The organism is Oceanobacillus sp. FSL K6-0118, from assembly GCF_038006665.1.
GTDB classification, from domain to species: domain Bacteria; phylum Bacillota; class Bacilli; order Bacillales; family Amphibacillaceae; genus Oceanobacillus; species Oceanobacillus caeni.
Map to the genome: position 1 here is coordinate 2,375,910 of NZ_JBBOVR010000001.1, position 17,683 is coordinate 2,393,592.

18 protein-coding genes are annotated in these 17,683 nt (G+C 35.0%); all 18 read right to left on the reverse strand.

What is annotated here, in order from left to right; all coding sequences use genetic code 11:
- Positions 1 to 300: 300 nt before the first annotated feature.
- The gene (locus tag MHI02_RS12240; protein ID WP_257455848.1) at positions 301 to 663 is read right to left on the reverse strand and encodes a diacylglycerol kinase family protein; all 363 of its coding nucleotides are present in this window, start codon (positions 661 to 663) and stop codon (positions 301 to 303) included.
- Complete coding sequence (gene ybeY, locus MHI02_RS12245; protein WP_047183800.1) at positions 653 to 1,123, reverse strand: rRNA maturation RNase YbeY; 471 nt, start codon at positions 1,121 to 1,123, stop codon at positions 653 to 655. Before ybeY ends, MHI02_RS12240 begins: the two co-directional genes overlap by 11 nt.
- Positions 1,123 to 3,258 carry an HD family phosphohydrolase gene (locus MHI02_RS12250; protein WP_084823998.1) on the reverse strand — a complete coding sequence of 712 codons (2,136 nt, stop codon included), beginning with the start codon at positions 3,256 to 3,258 and terminating at the stop codon, positions 1,123 to 1,125. The genes ybeY and MHI02_RS12250 overlap by 1 nt, the downstream gene beginning before the upstream one ends.
- Before the next feature lie 44 nt (positions 3,259 to 3,302).
- Complete coding sequence (locus tag MHI02_RS12255; RefSeq protein ID WP_047183799.1) at positions 3,303 to 4,274, reverse strand: PhoH family protein; 972 nt, start codon at positions 4,272 to 4,274, stop codon at positions 3,303 to 3,305.
- Between the two features lie 128 nt (positions 4,275 to 4,402).
- On the reverse strand, positions 4,403 to 5,614 hold the full coding sequence (yqfD, locus tag MHI02_RS12260) for a sporulation protein YqfD (RefSeq protein WP_060668335.1): 1,212 nt from the start codon (positions 5,612 to 5,614) through the stop codon (positions 4,403 to 4,405).
- Positions 5,615 to 5,640: 26 nt separating this feature from the next.
- Complete coding sequence (gene yqfC, locus MHI02_RS12265; RefSeq protein WP_047183797.1) at positions 5,641 to 5,922, reverse strand: sporulation protein YqfC; 282 nt, start codon at positions 5,920 to 5,922, stop codon at positions 5,641 to 5,643.
- 132 nt (positions 5,923 to 6,054) lie between these two features.
- Entirely contained in the window at positions 6,055 to 6,561 is a 507-nt protein-coding gene (locus MHI02_RS12270; RefSeq protein WP_047183796.1) for a hypothetical protein, read from the reverse strand.
- Between the two features lie 27 nt (positions 6,562 to 6,588).
- Positions 6,589 to 7,584: a flotillin-like protein FloA gene (gene floA, locus MHI02_RS12275; RefSeq protein ID WP_047183795.1), complete on the reverse strand. Its 996-nt coding sequence runs from the start codon at positions 7,582 to 7,584 to the stop codon at positions 6,589 to 6,591.
- Between the two features lie 11 nt (positions 7,585 to 7,595).
- Positions 7,596 to 8,939: an NfeD family protein gene (locus tag MHI02_RS12280; protein WP_244986878.1), complete on the reverse strand. Its 1,344-nt coding sequence runs from the start codon at positions 8,937 to 8,939 to the stop codon at positions 7,596 to 7,598.
- Between the two features lie 301 nt (positions 8,940 to 9,240).
- Positions 9,241 to 9,687, reverse strand: coding sequence for a GatB/YqeY domain-containing protein (locus MHI02_RS12285; RefSeq protein ID WP_047183794.1), 447 nt, complete (start codon positions 9,685 to 9,687; stop codon positions 9,241 to 9,243).
- A gap of 15 nt (positions 9,688 to 9,702) precedes the next feature.
- Positions 9,703 to 9,879 (reverse strand): 30S ribosomal protein S21, encoded by a 177-nt coding sequence (gene rpsU, locus MHI02_RS12290; RefSeq protein WP_047183793.1) that lies wholly within the window; start codon positions 9,877 to 9,879, stop codon positions 9,703 to 9,705.
- A 154-nt stretch (positions 9,880 to 10,033) separates the two neighbouring features.
- Positions 10,034 to 10,705, reverse strand: coding sequence for a deoxyribose-phosphate aldolase (gene deoC, locus MHI02_RS12295; RefSeq protein ID WP_060668334.1), 672 nt, complete (start codon positions 10,703 to 10,705; stop codon positions 10,034 to 10,036).
- A gap of 22 nt (positions 10,706 to 10,727) precedes the next feature.
- Positions 10,728 to 11,477 carry a 16S rRNA (uracil(1498)-N(3))-methyltransferase gene (locus tag MHI02_RS12300; protein WP_341165935.1) on the reverse strand — a complete coding sequence of 250 codons (750 nt, stop codon included), beginning with the start codon at positions 11,475 to 11,477 and terminating at the stop codon, positions 10,728 to 10,730.
- Positions 11,478 to 11,668: 191 nt separating this feature from the next.
- Positions 11,669 to 12,610 (reverse strand): 50S ribosomal protein L11 methyltransferase, encoded by a 942-nt coding sequence (gene prmA, locus MHI02_RS12305; protein WP_341165936.1) that lies wholly within the window; start codon positions 12,608 to 12,610, stop codon positions 11,669 to 11,671.
- A gap of 56 nt (positions 12,611 to 12,666) precedes the next feature.
- Positions 12,667 to 13,785: a molecular chaperone DnaJ gene (gene dnaJ, locus MHI02_RS12310; protein WP_341165937.1), complete on the reverse strand. Its 1,119-nt coding sequence runs from the start codon at positions 13,783 to 13,785 to the stop codon at positions 12,667 to 12,669.
- A 263-nt stretch (positions 13,786 to 14,048) separates the two neighbouring features.
- A complete protein-coding gene (gene dnaK / locus MHI02_RS12315) occupies positions 14,049 to 15,884 on the reverse strand; it encodes a molecular chaperone DnaK (protein ID WP_341165938.1) in 1,836 nt (611 codons plus the stop codon).
- A 30-nt stretch (positions 15,885 to 15,914) separates the two neighbouring features.
- Complete coding sequence (gene grpE / locus MHI02_RS12320) at positions 15,915 to 16,469, reverse strand: nucleotide exchange factor GrpE (RefSeq protein ID WP_341165939.1); 555 nt, start codon at positions 16,467 to 16,469, stop codon at positions 15,915 to 15,917.
- Between the two features lie 149 nt (positions 16,470 to 16,618).
- Entirely contained in the window at positions 16,619 to 17,650 is a 1,032-nt protein-coding gene (gene hrcA / locus MHI02_RS12325; RefSeq protein WP_060668332.1) for a heat-inducible transcriptional repressor HrcA, read from the reverse strand.
- Between the last annotated feature and the right edge of the window lie 33 nt (positions 17,651 to 17,683).

A 17,683-nucleotide genomic window follows, 5' to 3' on the forward strand; every position in this document is an offset into this window, starting at 1 on the left:
TATACATATCATACTATAACTTGTGCAATCTTTCATACTTTATATTAGAAAACTTGGCATTCGCTATTAGGTTGGGCGAATGCCTTAGTTGCACTTATGTAGACGGGAAAGATTTTTATACTTTCCTACCTGCTAAAGAAAACTTCCATCAGTGGGGGTTCTTCATCCTCTCTGATGGTTAGTCGTACTTTTCGGACCTTTACGGGCAGTTGGTCTCCAACCAACCTTCTTAGCTTGAGGTGGGATAATTTTCTAGTTTTTAATCGCTAAAAAATAAGCCCTATAGAAAAGGGCTTATTATTATAATAACTTATATAAACTTGGAATAAAAATAATTGTACCAATGATGACCGCAATAATTGCAGAAATAAGAACTGCACCCGCTGCAGCATCTTTTATATATTTGGCTTGCGGGTGATATTCTGGTTTTATGTAATCAACTATAGCTTCCGTTACGCTGTTAATCATTTCCGTAACTAATACCAAACCAATCGCGAAAAACACAAACATCCATTCTAACAATGAAATTTCAAATATAAATCCGCAAACGACAACAACAAGGGTAGCCGCCAAATGAATACGAAAATTGTATTCATTTTTTACGGTTTCCTTAATCCCATTCCACGCATGCGAAAAACCAATCTTTTTTTTCTTATCTTTCAAGACCAAATTCACCTAGGATTTCTTCTTGCCTTGCAAACATTTTCTTTTCATCTTGTTCATTCATGTGATCATAACCGAGTAAATGAAGAAGTCCATGTACTGCGAGAAAACCTAATTCTCTTTCATAAGAATGATTATATTCTTCTGCTTGCTCTTTCGCTTTCTCAATAGAGATAATGATATCACCAAGCGTTTCTGGGATATCCATATCTTCATCGATAATCTCTAATTCGCCTTCAACGGACTCCTGCATTGCAAATGAAATAACATCAGTTGGAGTATCCTTACCTCGATAATCTCTATTAATTTCTTGAATTTCTTTATTAGTAACAAAATTAATCGAAATCTCGGCCTCTTCGTTTATATTTTCCTTTTCTGCTGCAAATTGAAGTAAACGTTCTAGTAAATCAATAATCTCTTTGTCCATATTCTGCGTATTATCTTGAAAATCTATATTCATTATTTTTCCTCCTCTTTTGGATATTGAATTCTGGAATGAAATATTCCTTTTAATGTATCGAATAACGTTTGTTGAATAATTTTTAGTTCCTTTAGTGTAAGAGGACTTTCATCTAGTTGCCCATCAGACATACGATCATGAATAATAGACGTGATAATATCCTCTATTTTTTCTTCCGTTGGTTCTTTTAATGAACGGACTGCTGCCTCCACTGAATCACATATATTGATTATCGCTGCTTCTTTCGTTTGTGGTTTTGGACCAGGGTACCTAAAGTCCAGTTCTTTCACATGATTATTTTTTTCCTTTTCTTTAAAATAAAAGTATTTTAATAAAGATGTTCCATGATGCTGTAGTGCAATGTCTATGATCTCTTTAGGCATTTTATATTTTTTTAAATAGTTTGCACCGTCATACGGATGACGAATTATGATTTCTGCACTCTGCTTTGGACTAATAAAATCATGTGGATTTTGAATGGATAATTGATTTTCTACAAAATAATGAGGTTTCACGGTTTTGCCAATATCGTGATAGTATGCACCGACTCTTGCCAATAAACCATTCGCCCCTATAGCTTCACAAGCTGTTTCACTTAAATTAGCAACCATAACTGAATGATGGTACGTACCTGGTGCCTCAGTCAATAACTTTTTTAATAATGGTTGATTAGGATTAGACAGTTGTAGTAATTTCACATCAGATAGCATATTTAATCCCGCTTCAAAGAATGGAAGTAATCCAATCGTAAGCACAGCCGATAAGAATGCAGCAAACATAGCAAACCCTAATTGAATAAAAAGATCTTGTATGGAATATTTTTCAAAAGACAAAAATATAAATAGAAGTACGGTCATCGTATTTACAACCATAATCCCTAGCCCAGACTTTAGAATTGCAGTTCTATCTTTCACATTCATCAGAAAGTATAAACCCGCGACCTGTGAAATTAATATGTAAAGACCCGCTTCCGCATTTAAATATCCCGTGATTTTCCCATTGAAAATAAAGCCAGCTAAAATCGCATAAATAATAGCCATTACAAATGCCATTCGTTCATTTATTAAAAGTTTTAATAATAAAGCACTAGTCGCAATCGGTACGATATAAAAAATTTCATTATACTCCTCCGTATATAGACTAACTATTTTCATTAGGGCAATCCCAATAACGGTAACGATAACAATCGTAATTATTTTATTATTATCCAAATTATTATCTTTGTTCATTCGATACATTTCAAAACCGATTACTAGTGAAATAAGAACAATTAATAACAACATACCTAATAGAGGGAAAATATTCCTCTGACTGTCAAGAACACCAACTAATTCAAGATTCTCATAGATTTGATTAGTAATAGTTTGTCCCTCACGTACAATAACTTCTCCAGCCCTAATCATAACTGGATCAACACTTCCTGCAGCTTCCTTCCTTGCTTCCATCGTTTGTTCCACGTCAAAGAATGAATTTTCCACTACAAGAAATTTAGTTAGTTCCGTCAGTGGTTTTTTAATATTATCGTTTAGGGTAGAATATTTAATTTTATCCTGAACATTAGCAATGGCGGTTTGTAAATTCTCAGTTCTCACTCCATCATTCAACGTTTCACGGAGAGCTTGGATTAATAATGTAAAACCTTTTTCCCGGTCTTCTTTAGAAGCCTCAATTAATTGTAAAAAAGTTTGGTCCTTTACCGACATAGAAATATCTTCTGATAACAATTGATTTAATTTTTGAACCTTTTCTTGTCCTGTCATTGGTTTATTATCTGTAACTTCTTTGCCTTCTTCATGAAGCGTATGTATCGCTTCTCTTATTTCTTCTGCAAAACTAATTCTTTCTTTCGTTACTTCATCAGATACAAGATATCGATCGGAAACAGATTGAACCGTCTCCCTTGTTTTTCGTTCTGTTTCTTTTTCATCCTCTATCGTAATTGGGGAACGAATCGTTTCTTTTGCTGTACTAAAGCGAGTAATATCGTATGTCTTAGTGTTTACATTATCTAATGTAATAAAAAAGAAGAAAATACCTAACAAGACTACCGATGGAATAATGAAAAGTCCAGAGGTGTGCTTTTTAAATAGTGAACGAAACCATTTCTTTTTCAATTGTATCACCCCTAAATTCATTCATGATACAGAAATAAGACCCATGGATGCGAGGGTCTTACATCTTATTGTATATCATGAATCGCTTTTTCATAGGCTTCAATTATTTTCTGTACCAAAGGATGTCTAACTACATCTGATTGTTGTAAATATACAAACGAAATATCTTTGACATCTGTTAATAAGTCTTTAGCAACTTTTAATCCAGATGTGGCCCCTTTAGGTAAATCAATTTGTGTGATATCTCCTGTAATAACCATTTTGGAACCAAACCCTAACCTCGTTAAGAACATTTTCATTTGTGCCGTTGTTGTATTTTGTGCTTCATCTAATATTACAAATGCATCATCCAATGTTCTTCCTCGCATATACGCTAATGGAGCAATTTCAATCGTTTCCCTTTCGACTAGGCGCAAAGTATGTTCTGCCCCTAAAACATCATGTAATGCATCATATAAAGGACGTAAATAAGGATCAACTTTTTCTTTCAAATCCCCTGGTAAAAAACCAAGGCTTTCGCCAGCTTCAACTGCTGGACGAGTAAGGATAATTCGTTTTACTTCTCCTTTTTTTAATGCATGTACAGCCATAACAACAGCTAAATAAGTTTTACCAGTTCCAGCTGGACCAATTCCAAATACCAAATCTTTAGATTTAATTGCTGAAATGTAATTCTTCTGACCAAGGGTTTTAACTCTAATCGATTTACCGTTTGCATTTTTTGTGATTTCATCTTCAAAAAGCGTTTCTAATTGATTAATTTTCCCTACCTTAGCTAAATCAACAGCATAAACGATGTCACGTTCAGAAATAGTAATTCCTTTCCTGACAATGGTTAATAGGCTTGTTAAAATTTCTTGCACAAGCTTAATTGCGTAATCATCACCTGAAACCCTAACAAGTTCACCTCTTGATACAATAGAGACCTGTAGTTTCTTTTCTATTAATTTCAAGTGTTTGTCATTAGTACCAAATAAAGCCAATGCTTCATTAGGATCTGCAACATGCAAATTAATTTCTGTTAAATGTTCAGCCATAGCTAATCTCCTTGATTTATCACGTCTTAACTGTCCGCAATACCCCATTTATCGGGACAGGCAGCCAGTAGAGCCCTGATAAGTTCAACTAACATTCAGTCAGGATAAGATCCCCACCTGAGTGTGTTTCACTTTATAGGTTGTACACGTGCAATATTTTCCTCAACTGTAAATATTATATTCATTTTAACTTTACCATTCTCCATACGTTCATGCAAAACTTTTTCTGACATTATTTTGGCATCTTTTCCTAACTTTAACAATAATTCTGACCTAGCTTGTTCCATTCCTGTTTGGATTGCTTCTTCTTTTGTTCTTTCTCCTTTATAGTATACCTTCTCACTTAGAACGGTATCTACAATTTTTATCGGCAATTCCCACTTCAAAAAATTAATCGAACTTACTTTCGTATCATAATGAATTTGTTCATATTCTGGATCTCCGAAACCCCAAACCGGAAATTTAAAATCCGCAATTTGAATATAATATTTGGTTTCTTTATTGCCTGTCAGTTCTTCATAACTATATTCTATGGGGGATGCAACTTTTACTTCATACCAAGTCTCAGCAGTAATTTCTCCTTCTGCGGCAACATAATTAACTTTTTTCTCCTTCTCTTTCTCACTTTCTTCCTCTTGATCATTCGAACTAATTTTGCCCGATACTAGTAAATCTCCCGGTTCAACATAATCATTTACTTGAACCATCGGAAGTCCTTTAGCTACATACATTTTTTTTATTACACCCTTTTTTGTAGCTATAAGATTTCGAGGCCCTTGTTTTTCCTCTTCCTTAACAATTAGTTTTTCTACTCCTTCAAGGGAATAGGTTGTCCCTCTTTGATTTACACCAACCCATAAGAGTTCAGGAACATCTTCAACTAATTTTTGCTGAATTAAATTAGGTTGGTCTATGGAGAACATCCAAGCACCTCGATGAATTCCATATTCATCTAATTGTTTAATTATTTTTTCTTCAATATCTTTAGGTACACCGGTAATCTCCACTTTCCAAAGAATATTAGATAAGAAAAAAGCTAATAAGACACTTAAAAAGATTGCTAATAAGAGGGGTCTTTTCTTAATAAATCTATTGAAGATAAAAGGGTAACCTTTCTTATTAATAAAAGTTAATTTATAATGTGTGCCCCTAATAATTAATCTTAAATGACTAATATCTTTCAATCTAACATTACCTTCACAAGCATCTTGTTCAACTTTTCTTATATTCCAAACGGTTATCCCTTTTTTTGTACATTCTTGGAAAAATAATTCAGGATAATTTCCTTTAACTAGAATCGTGACATACCCGCTAAAAAAAGTCCCCTGTACCTGTCTCATTTCCTCCTCCTATTGCTACAACAAAATTAATTGGATAAAAATTTAATATCCGTTATGGTGCCTTCTAATAAGATTTCTTCGGGTAGCATCATTTTTAAAACAAATGAATTCCCTTTAATCTGAACATATCCTTTATTCACTTTTAATTTTAATTCCGTGTCAGAATACGTTACCAACCCTTGGTGATTTTCTATATACACGTGAATCTGTCCAATTACTGTAATCCGAGGTAACTCAAGGATCACATCAGAAGGAAGTGCAAAAGAATTAATTAATAATGATTGGACACGTTGCCTGAATTTTTTCACGTATGCATCCCCCTCTCATTTCCATCTTATGTATCAAATAAATAGTTAAGAACTTAACTAATCCATTAATCAAGAAATTAAAAAAGCCACCAGCTATAAATAATTTCTTCGCTGGTGGCATTCTTCATTATTTTATTTTACTTTTCTTTCCTTTATAACAGAACGGTAAGGTTTCTTTGAACGCGGTGAACCTAATACTTCGGACAAAATAATACCCTGAACTAGGTCATTGCTTTTTAATTGCATATTAAAATCTGAACGTTTCTTGATCTTCTTGGTTTTCAATATTTCAGAATTTGAGAAGCTCGGACCTTGTTCTATTGTTCGACCAATTTCTTTATTTGTATTAATTTTTTTGGCTAAACGTTCCATTTGGGCTTTTTGTTGTTCCCCAATAGAAGGCTGTTGTACGGATTCTTCCATTGTATCTTCCATTTTGGAAGTGTAAACAGGTCTTTTATTCGTTGTTTGTGTCTTCCTTGAAGAAGTTTGGACTGTTTTCGGTATAGTTTTTGGCTTATTAGGCTTTTTATTTTTCTTTTGTTCTTCAGCATTCTTTTTAAAAAAACTAAATATTCCTGAGAGGATAACTAGAATTAAAAAGAAGTTACTAAAAATCGCATCTAATATTGCATCCATGTTACCCTTCCTTTCACATGGAAGTGATTAATTATTTTCATGATCGTCATCATTTTCTTTAGACAATTTACCAATAGAATCGCGCATATCAGTATCTGCATTGATATTTTGGTAATTTAGATAGTCCATGACACCCATTTTTCCAGAGCGAAGTGCTTCTGCTAATGCTAGCGGTACATCTGCTTCCGCTTCTACTACTCTAGCACGCATTTCTTGAACACGGGCCACCATTTCTTGTTCTTGAGCTACTGCCATTGCACGACGTTCCTCTGCTTTAGCCTGTGCAATATTTTTATCTGCCTCAGCCTGGTCAGTTTGTAAAATAGCTCCAATGTTTTTACCGATGTCCACATCTGCAATATCAATGGATAGGATTTCAAACGCTGTTCCAGCATCAAGTCCCTTTTCTAATACAGTATGAGAAATAGAGTCAGGATTTTCTAGTACTTTTGCATGTGTTTCAGAACCACCGATTGTACTAACAACCCCTTCACCTACACGAGCAATGATGGTTTCTTCGCCGGCACCACCGACTAAACGATCAATATTGGCACGAACAGTTATTCTTGCTTTTGCCTTCACTTCTATACCATCAATAGCAATACCAGAAATAAAAGGAGTTTCAATCACTTCTGGGTTAACACTCATTTGTACCGCTTCAAGAACATCACGACCTGCTAAATCAATTGCTGCTGCCCTTTCAAAGCTAAGCTCAATATTCGCTCGGTGTGCAGCAATTAACGCATTAACAACACGGTCAACATTCCCACCTGCTAAATAATGACTCTCTAGTTGGTTAATTTTCACATTTAATCCTGCCTTATGAGCTTTAATTAATGGGTTAATAACCCTGTTCGGCACTACTCGACGTAAACGCATACCAACTAACGTGAAAATACTAACTTTTACCCCAGCTGCTAATGCGCTAATCCAAAGTGCTACTGGAATAAATGTAAATAATATAACTACCGCAATGATAATAATTGCAATGATTATAAGCGGCATTAAATCGTAAATCAACATCTAATTTCCTCCTAATAATTGTTTTTTTCTCTTACAACAACTCTTACACCTTCTACCTTCACTACTTTTATTTGACTTCCTTTGTCAATAAAGCTACCATCTGAAACAACATCAACACGCTCATCTTCAATATCAGCTATTCCTGAGGGTCTTAAGGAAGTTACGGCTATACCTTCTTTATCTACAAGCTCCAATCGGTTGGAATAGGAAACATACCCTAATTCAGTGGATGTACTATCCTTAAGAATGATATGTCTAAAAACCCCCTTATCCATACCTATTCTTCTAAGTAAAATGATACTTGCAATAACGGCTACCAAGAACGCAATTCCAACACTTATAGACATTTGACCAATATCATAACCAGACATGAATAAGGAAACAAGAATAGCTCCTATACCAAGTATTCCAAGTATACCACCGGGAACGAAAAGCTCTGCAACAATAAGAGCAATACCTAATAACAATAATATAATTGCTTCCATTCCTGCTAACCCAGCAACGATATGACCATAGAAAAAGAGAAGTAATGCTGTTAAGCCCATAATACCAGGAATACCAAAACCCGGTGAATATAATTCAACAATAAGACCAAGACTTGCTATTGATAGTAATATGGAGTATACAATAGGATTCGTTAAAAACCTTGCTACTTCTTCCGCTAATGTAGGATTTGTTTCAATAATTGTAGCGTTATCCAAACCTAAATGATGGAGTAGTTCCACCCTATCGTTTACTATTCCTTCCGCATAACCTACTTCCAATGCATCCGTTGGCCCCAACGTTAAAAATGAACCTTCAGGAGCACCGTACTCTGGCAAATCTATACTAGAATCGGCCATAGCTTCTGCATAGATTGGATCCCTACCTTTTGATTCCGCTGCTGCTGCCATTCTTTTTTTCCAAGCTGACTGTGCCTTTTCATCAGCAGCAGTACCATCTCCATTTATTACCCCACTCGCTCCCATTGTCGCATGTGGTACAAAATAAATTTTATCTGTATTTAATGCAATGTAAGACCCCGCGGATAATGCTTCATTAATAATAAACGAAGTGGTAGGAACCTTTAAATCCTGTAGTATTGTACCAATTTGACCAGCTGAATCAACTCTTCCACCAGGTGTATCAATTTCAAAAATAATATGATCTGCACCCGATTCCATTGCCTCATTGGTTGTTCTTTTTAGAAAAGCTTCTAAACCACGTTCTACCTCTCGTTCGATTGGAATGACATAAACTGTTTTACCACTTCCATCATCTTTATTCGCATGAACTACTTCTTGTACGTTGAAGAAAGAAAAAGAAAAAACAATCCCTATCAGAACTATGTATAATTTTATGAAGTTATTCCGCAAATATTATCACCTCCTTTAATAAGTAATACGGAAACTATTTCAAAAAGTTTCATATAAAGTAAATTTTCATCAGTAGGGGTTTTCCTTCATCCACCACCTTACCTTCTTTCCTAGAAGCTTAAGAAGAGAGTCTTGTTGCCCATTTAGGTGGAATATATAGGGTTTATCCATATAATTGGAAATCGTGGCATCAGCTATTAGGTTAGATGAATACTATAGTTGCACTTTTGTAGACGAGAAAGATTTTGATTCTTTCTTAACTGGCAAAAAAGGTTCCTATCTAAAGATAAGAACCTTTTTCTTAATTTAAATATTTTAAAACAATATCTTTTATCTGGGAACCGTCAGCTTTACCTTTCACTTTCGGCATTACTGCGCTCATTACTTTCCCCATATCTTTCTTAGTTGTTGCATTTACTTCCTGAATCGTTTGCTGAATTATTTCTGAGAGCTCTCCCTCAGAAAGTTGTTCAGGCATATATCTTTGAACGATAGAAATCTCTGTTTCCATTTTTTTAACAAGATCATCGCGTCCAGCAGATTTAAATTCTTGGAGGGAATCTTTTCTTTGTTTTACCTCTCTAGACAAGATGGTTAAATCTTCATCTTCTGTTAGTGTATCTTTTCCAAGTTTAATCGATTCATTCTGTATTGAAGCTTTTATCATGCGAATGACGCCTAGCGTTTCTTTATCTCTATTCTTCATCGCTTGCTTCATATCTTCGTTTAATTTTTCGAGTAATGACATGAGTCTGCACCCTCTTTAATATTTACGCTTTCTAGCAGCTTCAGATTTTTTCTTACGGCGAACGCTAGGTTTTTCATAGTATTCACGCTTACGATATTCTGATAGTGTACCACTTTTTGACACACTACGTTTAAAGCGACGAAGAGCATCTTCAAGAGACTCGTTTTTACGAACGCGAGTTGTATTTGACATGCTAATTTCCCTCCCTCCGAAGCAAAGAACCAAAAATTTAATGACATGTATTATTTCATATATGCCACTATAAAGTATAATATAATAATATTAATAGGTCAACTGATTATTCACATGTGTATGAATGTAATATTAAGTAAGATGGGCAATCTTATTAATATCCATCCATTCCTTCATTCCCCTTTAAAATCTCCACACCGGCGCTAGCACCAATGCGGGTTGCACCAGCTTCTATCATCGCTTTCATCGTTTGTAAATCTCGAACGCCGCCAGATGCTTTTACCCCCATATCTGGGCCAACTGTTTCACGCATTAACCTAATATCCTCAATCGTTGCCCCACCATTCGAAAAACCCGTTGAAGTTTTAACGTAGTTAGCACCGGCTTCTTTTGCAAGTTTACATGCCGTTATTTTTTCCTCATCCGTTAAAAGCGATGTTTCGATAATCACTTTCGTCAAAGCATCCCCTTTAGTCGCTTGAACTACAGCTACTATATCATTTTTTACCTTTTCTAAATTTCCCGATTTTAATTCACCAATGTTTATGACCATATCCACTTCTGTAGCACCATCTTTAATTGCTTGCATTGTTTCAAATACTTTCGTTTCTGTAGATGTTGCACCTAGAGGAAAACCTATAACTGTACAAACCTTTACCGAAGTATTTTTTAATCGTTCATAACAATGAGCAACCCATGTAGGATTAATACATACAGAAGCAAACTCATATTGTATTGCTTCTTCGATAATTTTATCAATTTGTTTTTTTGTTGATTCTGGTTTTAATAGGGTATGATCAATATATTTTGCAAGATTTGTATTCATATTTACCGTCCTTTTCGACTTTTTATTGTTCTTCAAAATGGTAGGAAATGGCGGATAACGCATACAATGGTGCCGTCTCCGTACGTAATATCCTTGGCCCTAATCGTATTGGATGAAAATCGTTCACTTTTAATATATTAGCTTCTTCCTCTGAAAAGCCACCCTCTGGACCAATACAAACCAATAATTTTTGATTCGAATTTATTTGTTTCAAAATGGAACCAAACGTATGATAGTTATTTACTTTAGCTTCTTCCTCATAGGCAAATATTTTTAAATCATATTGCGAACTTTCCTCAATTAATTCTGTTATTGACATTGGGTTACTTATGGTTGGCACATAGGAACGGTGACTTTGTTCACTAGCCTCTTTCACTATTTTATTAAAACGTTGTAACTTTTTAGCCCATTTTTTCTTATCCCATATGACAATAGATCTTTCCGATTGAAAAGGTATATACTTATGCGCGCCAAGTTCAGTACCTTTTTGTAACACAATCTCAAATTTATCAGCTTTTGGTATACCGTGAACAATTGTCACTTCAATTGGTAATTCATTATTTTCTTCTAACCAATGAAGTATAGCAACAACGACAAAGTCTTTATCGATTTCCAAAATTTCACATTGGGCAGCTACGCCATTTTCATCATTACAAATGATTTTTTTGCCAACTGTAAAACGCATTACTCTTGTTATATGGTGTACATCGTCACCAGTAATCCTAATTCTATCGTCATACCATGCTTTTTTCGGAATAAAATACCGTTGCATTTATACACCTACTTTATTAGAAAACTCGGCATCTGCCTATTGGCCCGGAAAAATACTTTCATTCATTTATCCCACCTAAATGAGCAATGCGACTAACCATCAGCGGGGGGTGTGGGACCCCCTCCCTCATTGATGGAAGTCTTCTTTATACAGGAAAGAAAGTTTAAGCTTTCTTTTCCCGCCTAGAAACGCTAACTATTCTTTTTAGCAACAATAGAAATCCAGCCTTCCATTTCATTCATTGCAATAATTTCAAAACCTTTTTCCTTTAATTTGTCTTTAACCAGTTCTTTCTTATTTTGAATAATACCTGAGGTAATAAAAAATCCGCCTTCTTTTAAATTATTCCATGCTTCTTCTACAAATCGAACTATAATTTCAGCCAAAATATTAGATACAACAACATCAACTTTCATATCAACATTATCTAATAAATTATTTTGTTTGGCTGTAATTTTATTTTCCAACCCATTTAACTTTACGTTTTCTTCTGTACTTTTAACTGCAACATCATCTAAATCATACGCGAAAACTTCTTTCGCACCCAATAAAGCAGAGGCTATGCTTAATACACCGGAACCACTACCTACATCAATTACAGTATCACCTTTATTAACATACTGCTCCAAAGACTGAATGCTTAATACCGTTGTTGGATGGGTTCCTGTACCGAAAGCCATACCAGGATCCAATTCAATTATGACCTCATCACTAGAAACTGGTGTATATTCTTCCCAAGTTGGTTTAATGGTGACTTTTTGAGAGATTTTGACTGGATGATAATATTTTTTCCAGGCGTGAGCCCAGTCCTCTTCTTTAACTTCACTAATAGTTACTTTATTGGGACCAATATCAATATCATAAACTAATAAGTTATTAATGGCCTGTTTGATTTCCTCAACTGTTTCTATTAAAAAACTATTTAGTGGTAAATAAGCTTTAATCCGTACACCTTCATCTGGATAGTCATCTGGATTTAACTCATACACTTCACCAAATGGCGCATTTCTAATTGCATCAAAATCCTGAGAATCTTCAATGACTAATCCACTTGCACCAGTTTCGTGTAATATATTAGAGATTGGTTCTATTGCTTCATTGGTTGTATGAATACTTATTTCAGACCATTTCATACGGATCACGCACCCATTCTATAAAGTGAAACTTATTCAATCCATTATAGATTGAACTAGTTTTTAAAAGCATTTCTAAAACGTTTAAAAATGGAATTATCCTGTTCTTCTGTTGAATCGTTCCCACCTAATTCATTAAATTCTCTGATTAAGTCTTTTTGCTTTTCCGTTAAATTCATTGGAGTTACTACCCGAACTTTGATAATTTGATCTCCTTGGCCGCGTCCACGTACATTTGGCGCCCCTTTTCCTTTTAGGCGAAACATCTTTCCTGTCTGGGTTCCAGCAGGTACTTTTAATTTCACTTTTCCATGTACAGTTGGTACCTCTAACTCATCGCCTAACGCTGCTTGAGCAAAATTTATTGGTAGTTCACAATGGATGTCATCCCCTTCACGTACAAAGAAGTCATGATCCCTAACATGAATAACGACAAATAAGTCACCTGCAGGACCACCATTAATTCCTGGTTCCCCTTTTCCAGCTACACGTATTTGTTGTCCTTCATCTATACCTGCGGGGATATTGATATGGATTTTTTTATTTTTCTTCACACGGCCGTTTCCACCACAAGTATTACATTTTTCCTTAATCAACTTCCCAGAACCATTACAATAATGACAAACTCTGCGGTTTACGACTCTGCCAAAAGGTGTATTCTGTTCTTGGTTCAATTGACCGCTACCATGACAATGAGAACAAGTTTCAACTTTTGTCCCAGGTTTTGCACCTGATCCATGGCACGTTTCGCAAGTTTCTTCTTTTGGAACATGTATATCCATTTCTTTACCAAAAATTGCTTCATGGAATTCTAACACGATGGAGTACTGTAAATCATTTCCTTGTTGTGGCGCATTAGGATCTCGTCTTCTTCCACCACCAAAGAACATATCAAAAATATCACCAAAACCACCAAAGTCTTCTGCTCCTCCAAAGCCTCCAAAACCTTGACTGTTAGTGGCAGAATGGCCGAATTGATCATATTGGGCACGTTTATTTTCATCACTTAAAACTTCATATGCCTCTTTTACTTCCTTGAATTTTTCTTCAGCATCTTCTTCTTTACTTACATCAGGGTGATATTTTCTCGCTAACTTCCGATAAGCCTTTTTTATTTCTTCTTTTGATGCGCCTTTATCAATTCCTAATACCTCATAATAATCTCGCTTACTCACAGTAATTCACTCTCCCGACACACTTTAGCATAGATTTTATATTATCATCATTTTGCTTATAATGGCAAATATCCTATTTATAAAACTTGGCTTCGCTATTAGGCTTTAGCTAATGCCAAAGTTGGACTTATGCAGATCATTACGGTAGGGCGTGTAACCGGAGCCCCAAACGGGAAAGTTTTTATACTTTCCTATCTGCCTAAAAAAGTCAAAGCCAAGATAGCCCTGACTTTGACTTTTATTTAAAATAAATATATTACAAATTACTTATTGTCTTTATCATCATCAACTTCTTGATAATCCGCATCTACAACATCGTCATCTGCGTTATTTGAGGTTTGTTCACCTTGACCTTGAGCCGCTTGTGCTTGAGCTTGCTCATATAATTTTACAGAGAGTTGTTGTACTTTTTCTTGTAACGATTCTTTCTTCGCTTTAATTTGTTCCAAATCATTTCCTTCTAAAGCTTTTTTCAACTCTTCCTTAGCAGTTTCAGCTTCTTGTTTTTCACTGTCGGAAACTTTATCTCCAAGGTCTTTTAATGTCTTATCTGTTGTAAATACAAGTTGATCAGCCTCGTTACGAAGATCTACTTCTTCGCGACGTTTTTTATCTTCTTCTGCATTTTCTTCTGCTTCTTTTACCATACGATCAATTTCTTCATCAGAAAGACCAGAAGATGATTGGATAGTAATAGATTGTTCTTTGTTTGTTCCTAAATCTTTCGCACGGACATTAACAATACCATTAGCATCAATATCAAAAGATACTTCAATTTGAGGTACACCTCTTGGTGCAGGTGGAATATCAGTTAATTGGAAGCGACCAAGCGTTTTGTTATTAGCTGCCATTTCACGTTCCCCTTGCAACACATGGATATCAACAGCCGTTTGATTATCTGCAGCAGTTGAGAATACTTGTGAATGGCTTGTTGGGATTGTTGTATTACGTTCAATTAATTTTGTAAATACTCCACCCATTGTTTCAATACCAAGTGAAAGTGGTGTAACATCTAGTAATAATACGTCTTTCACATCACCTTGAAGTACTCCACCTTGAATAGCAGCTCCTAATGCTACAACTTCATCAGGGTTAACTCCTTTAGATGGCTCTTTCCCAATCTCATTCTTAATTGCTTCTTGCACTGCAGGGATACGAGTTGAACCACCTACAAGAATAACTTTATCAATATCACTATTTGAATAACCAGCATCAGATAAAGCTTTGCGAGTAGGGACCATCGTACGCTCTACCAATTCAGAAGATAATTCTTCAAATTTTGCACGAGATAGACTCATTTCCAAGTGTAAAGGTCCAGCTTCTCCAGCCGTAATAAATGGTAATGAAATTTGCGTTTGGGTTACACCAGATAAATCTTTTTTCGCCTTTTCTGCTGCATCTTTTAGACGTTGAACAGCCATTTTATCAAGGGATAAGTCAATTCCATTTTCCTTCTTAAATTCTTTCACTAAATAATCAATGATTACTTGGTCGAAATCATCTCCACCTAGACGATTATCACCAGCAGTAGCTACAACTTCAAAAGTTCCATCTCCAATATCAAGGATAGAAACATCAAATGTACCACCACCAAGGTCAAAAACTAAAATTGTTTGATCTTGGTCATCCTTATCAATACCATATGCTAAAGCTGCGGCAGTTGGTTCGTTAATAATACGTTCCACTTCAAGACCAGCAATTCTACCAGCATCTTTTGTTGCTTGACGTTCAGAATCATTAAAATACGCTGGTACAGTAATAACCGCTTTATCTACTTTTTCACCAATATAATCTTCAGCATACGATTTAATGTGTTGTAAGATAATAGCTGAAACCTCTTGTGGCGTATAATCTTTCCCTTCAATGGTTTCTTTATAATCTGTTCCCATATGACGTTTAATGGATTGGATAGTATTTGGATTCGTTATTGCTTGACGTTTTGCAACTTCCCCAACTTGTCTTTCTCCATTTTTAAACGCTACTACAGATGGAGTTGTACGGTTTCCCTCAGGGTTAGGAATAACTACCGCCTCTCCTCCCTCCATAACAGATACACATGAGTTTGTTGTTCCTAAGTCAATTCCTATTATTTTGCTCATTGTAATATTTCCTCCTTAACTACTAGAAGCTTATTTATTTACTTTTACCATCGCAGGTCGAATCACCCGGTCATTTAACATATACCCTCTTTGCAATTCTTCTACAATTTTATCCGATTCAATAGAGTCATCTTCTACTTGCATGACAGCATGGTGAAGATTCGGATCAAAGTCTTTTCCTTCTGTCTCAATTATTTCCACACCCTGGGACTTTAATGCTTCTATGAGTTGCTTGTGTACCATCGTAATCCCATCAATTAAGCTTTTTGTTTCCTCAGTAACTTCTACTTGTAATGCACGTTCAAAATTATCAATAGCAGGTAATAGTTCTTGAACTAAATCTTGAGCTTTATATTTTCTATCTGCTTCACGTTCTTTAAGCGTGCGTTTCTTATAATTATCAAATTCTGCTTGCAGTCTTAACAGTCGATTATATATTTCTTCTTTTTCTGATTGTAGTAGATTAATTTTTTCTTCTAATTCATTAGTAGATTGTTCATTGTTAGTCTCAATAGGTTCATTATCAACTTGTTTATCTTGTTCTTCCACTAATTCCGCATCCACTGCATTATTCTTTTCTTCCATTATTGCCACCTCCATTTTTAAGATTCCATCAGCTGTTTTTGTTCAAAAAATCACACTAATGTAAAACAAATTTATTTTTATATTTAAATAATCATAAGCAACCACAAGGAATGTGGCAGGTATACCCTACCACATTCTAAGCAAAAATCCTATTCAGAAGTCTTATACCATTTATATAGAGCTTCTGATAATTCCTTAGATAAACTTGATAATAGTGATATAACCTTTTTATACTCCATTCGAGTCGGTCCTAATAGAGCTATAGTCCCTATTTGGTCTTTACCAAGTTGATAGGTTGCAGTTATTAAACTTAGATCCTTTATTGCTTCAACCTTATTTTCGTTACCAATGGAAACACCGATACCATCTTTTTTACTTTTTAATAAATTAGCTATTTCATTTTCATTTTCAATCATGGAATAGAATGATCTTATTTTATCAACATCATTAAATTCTGGTTGCATTAATATATTAGATTTTCCACCAATATATACTTTCACTGGATTACTTTGTGAAATAATAGCTTGTAAATAATGCTGAGAAGATCCAAAGTCATCTATATAACGTTTTAAAAGACCAACTATCTCCTTTTGAAAAACTTCCTCTAATCGAATAATAGGAACACCTTTTAATCGATCATTTAAGATATTAACCACTTTTTCTAGATCAGACAAATCAATTTTCCCCGGGACTGTAAAGGAACGATGCTCTACATGCCCCGTATCTGTCACTAATATGGCAACAGCTGTATGGGTGGATAAAGGCAATATTTCCAATTGTTTTAATTTCGTTTCACTTAATTCTGGACCTAAAATAATAGAAGTATAATTGGTTAATTCAGATAACACCTCAGCAGACATTTGAACAATTTGTTCAAACTCATAAATACCCTCTTTCATTATGTTTCGGATAATCCTAATATTTTGTTCACTCGATAAAGGAGCAATAAGATGATCCACATAATATCGGTACCCTTTTTCAGAAGGGATTCTCCCTGAGGATGAATGTGTTTTCTCTAAAAATCCCATATCCTCTAGATCTGCCATATCATTTCTTATTGTAGCAGCACTGTATGGAATACTTCCTTTTTTAGATAGGGCACGGGAGCCAACCGGATGGGCAGTTTCGATGAAGTCATCAATAATTATTTGTAATACTAATAATTGCCTTTCTGTTAGCATTTTGATCACCCCTGTTAGCACTCGTATCATTTG

What these genes read in the sequence shown, in the direction of transcription:
- MHI02_RS12285 (WP_047183794.1), bottom strand. Translation starts at nt 9,687, where the DNA reads ATGTCATTACTCGAAAAATTAAACGAAGATATGAAGCAAGCGATGAAG.
- MHI02_RS12250 (WP_084823998.1), bottom strand. Translation starts at nt 3,258, where the DNA reads ATGAATTTAGGGGTGATACAATTGAAAAAGAAATGGTTTCGTTCACTA.
- hrcA (WP_060668332.1), bottom strand. Translation starts at nt 17,650, where the DNA reads ATGCTAACAGAAAGGCAATTATTAGTATTACAAATAATTATTGATGAC.
- deoC (WP_060668334.1), bottom strand. Translation starts at nt 10,705, where the DNA reads ATGAATACAAATCTTGCAAAATATATTGATCATACCCTATTAAAACCA.
- yqfD (WP_060668335.1), bottom strand. Translation starts at nt 5,614, where the DNA reads ATGAGACAGGTACAGGGGACTTTTTTTAGCGGGTATGTCACGATTCTA.
- MHI02_RS12270 (WP_047183796.1), bottom strand. Translation starts at nt 6,561, where the DNA reads ATGGATGCAATATTAGATGCGATTTTTAGTAACTTCTTTTTAATTCTA.
- ybeY (WP_047183800.1), bottom strand. Translation starts at nt 1,123, where the DNA reads ATGAATATAGATTTTCAAGATAATACGCAGAATATGGACAAAGAGATT.
- MHI02_RS12300 (WP_341165935.1), bottom strand. Translation starts at nt 11,477, where the DNA reads ATGCAACGGTATTTTATTCCGAAAAAAGCATGGTATGACGATAGAATT.
- dnaK (WP_341165938.1), bottom strand. Translation starts at nt 15,884, where the DNA reads ATGAGCAAAATAATAGGAATTGACTTAGGAACAACAAACTCATGTGTA.
- rpsU (WP_047183793.1), bottom strand. Translation starts at nt 9,879, where the DNA reads ATGTCAAATACAACTCGCGTTCGTAAAAACGAGTCTCTTGAAGATGCT.
- grpE (WP_341165939.1), bottom strand. Translation starts at nt 16,469, where the DNA reads ATGGAAGAAAAGAATAATGCAGTGGATGCGGAATTAGTGGAAGAACAA.
- floA (WP_047183795.1), bottom strand. Translation starts at nt 7,584, where the DNA reads ATGTTGATTTACGATTTAATGCCGCTTATAATCATTGCAATTATTATC.
- MHI02_RS12255 (WP_047183799.1), bottom strand. Translation starts at nt 4,274, where the DNA reads ATGGCTGAACATTTAACAGAAATTAATTTGCATGTTGCAGATCCTAAT.
- prmA (WP_341165936.1), bottom strand. Translation starts at nt 12,610, where the DNA reads ATGAAATGGTCTGAAATAAGTATTCATACAACCAATGAAGCAATAGAA.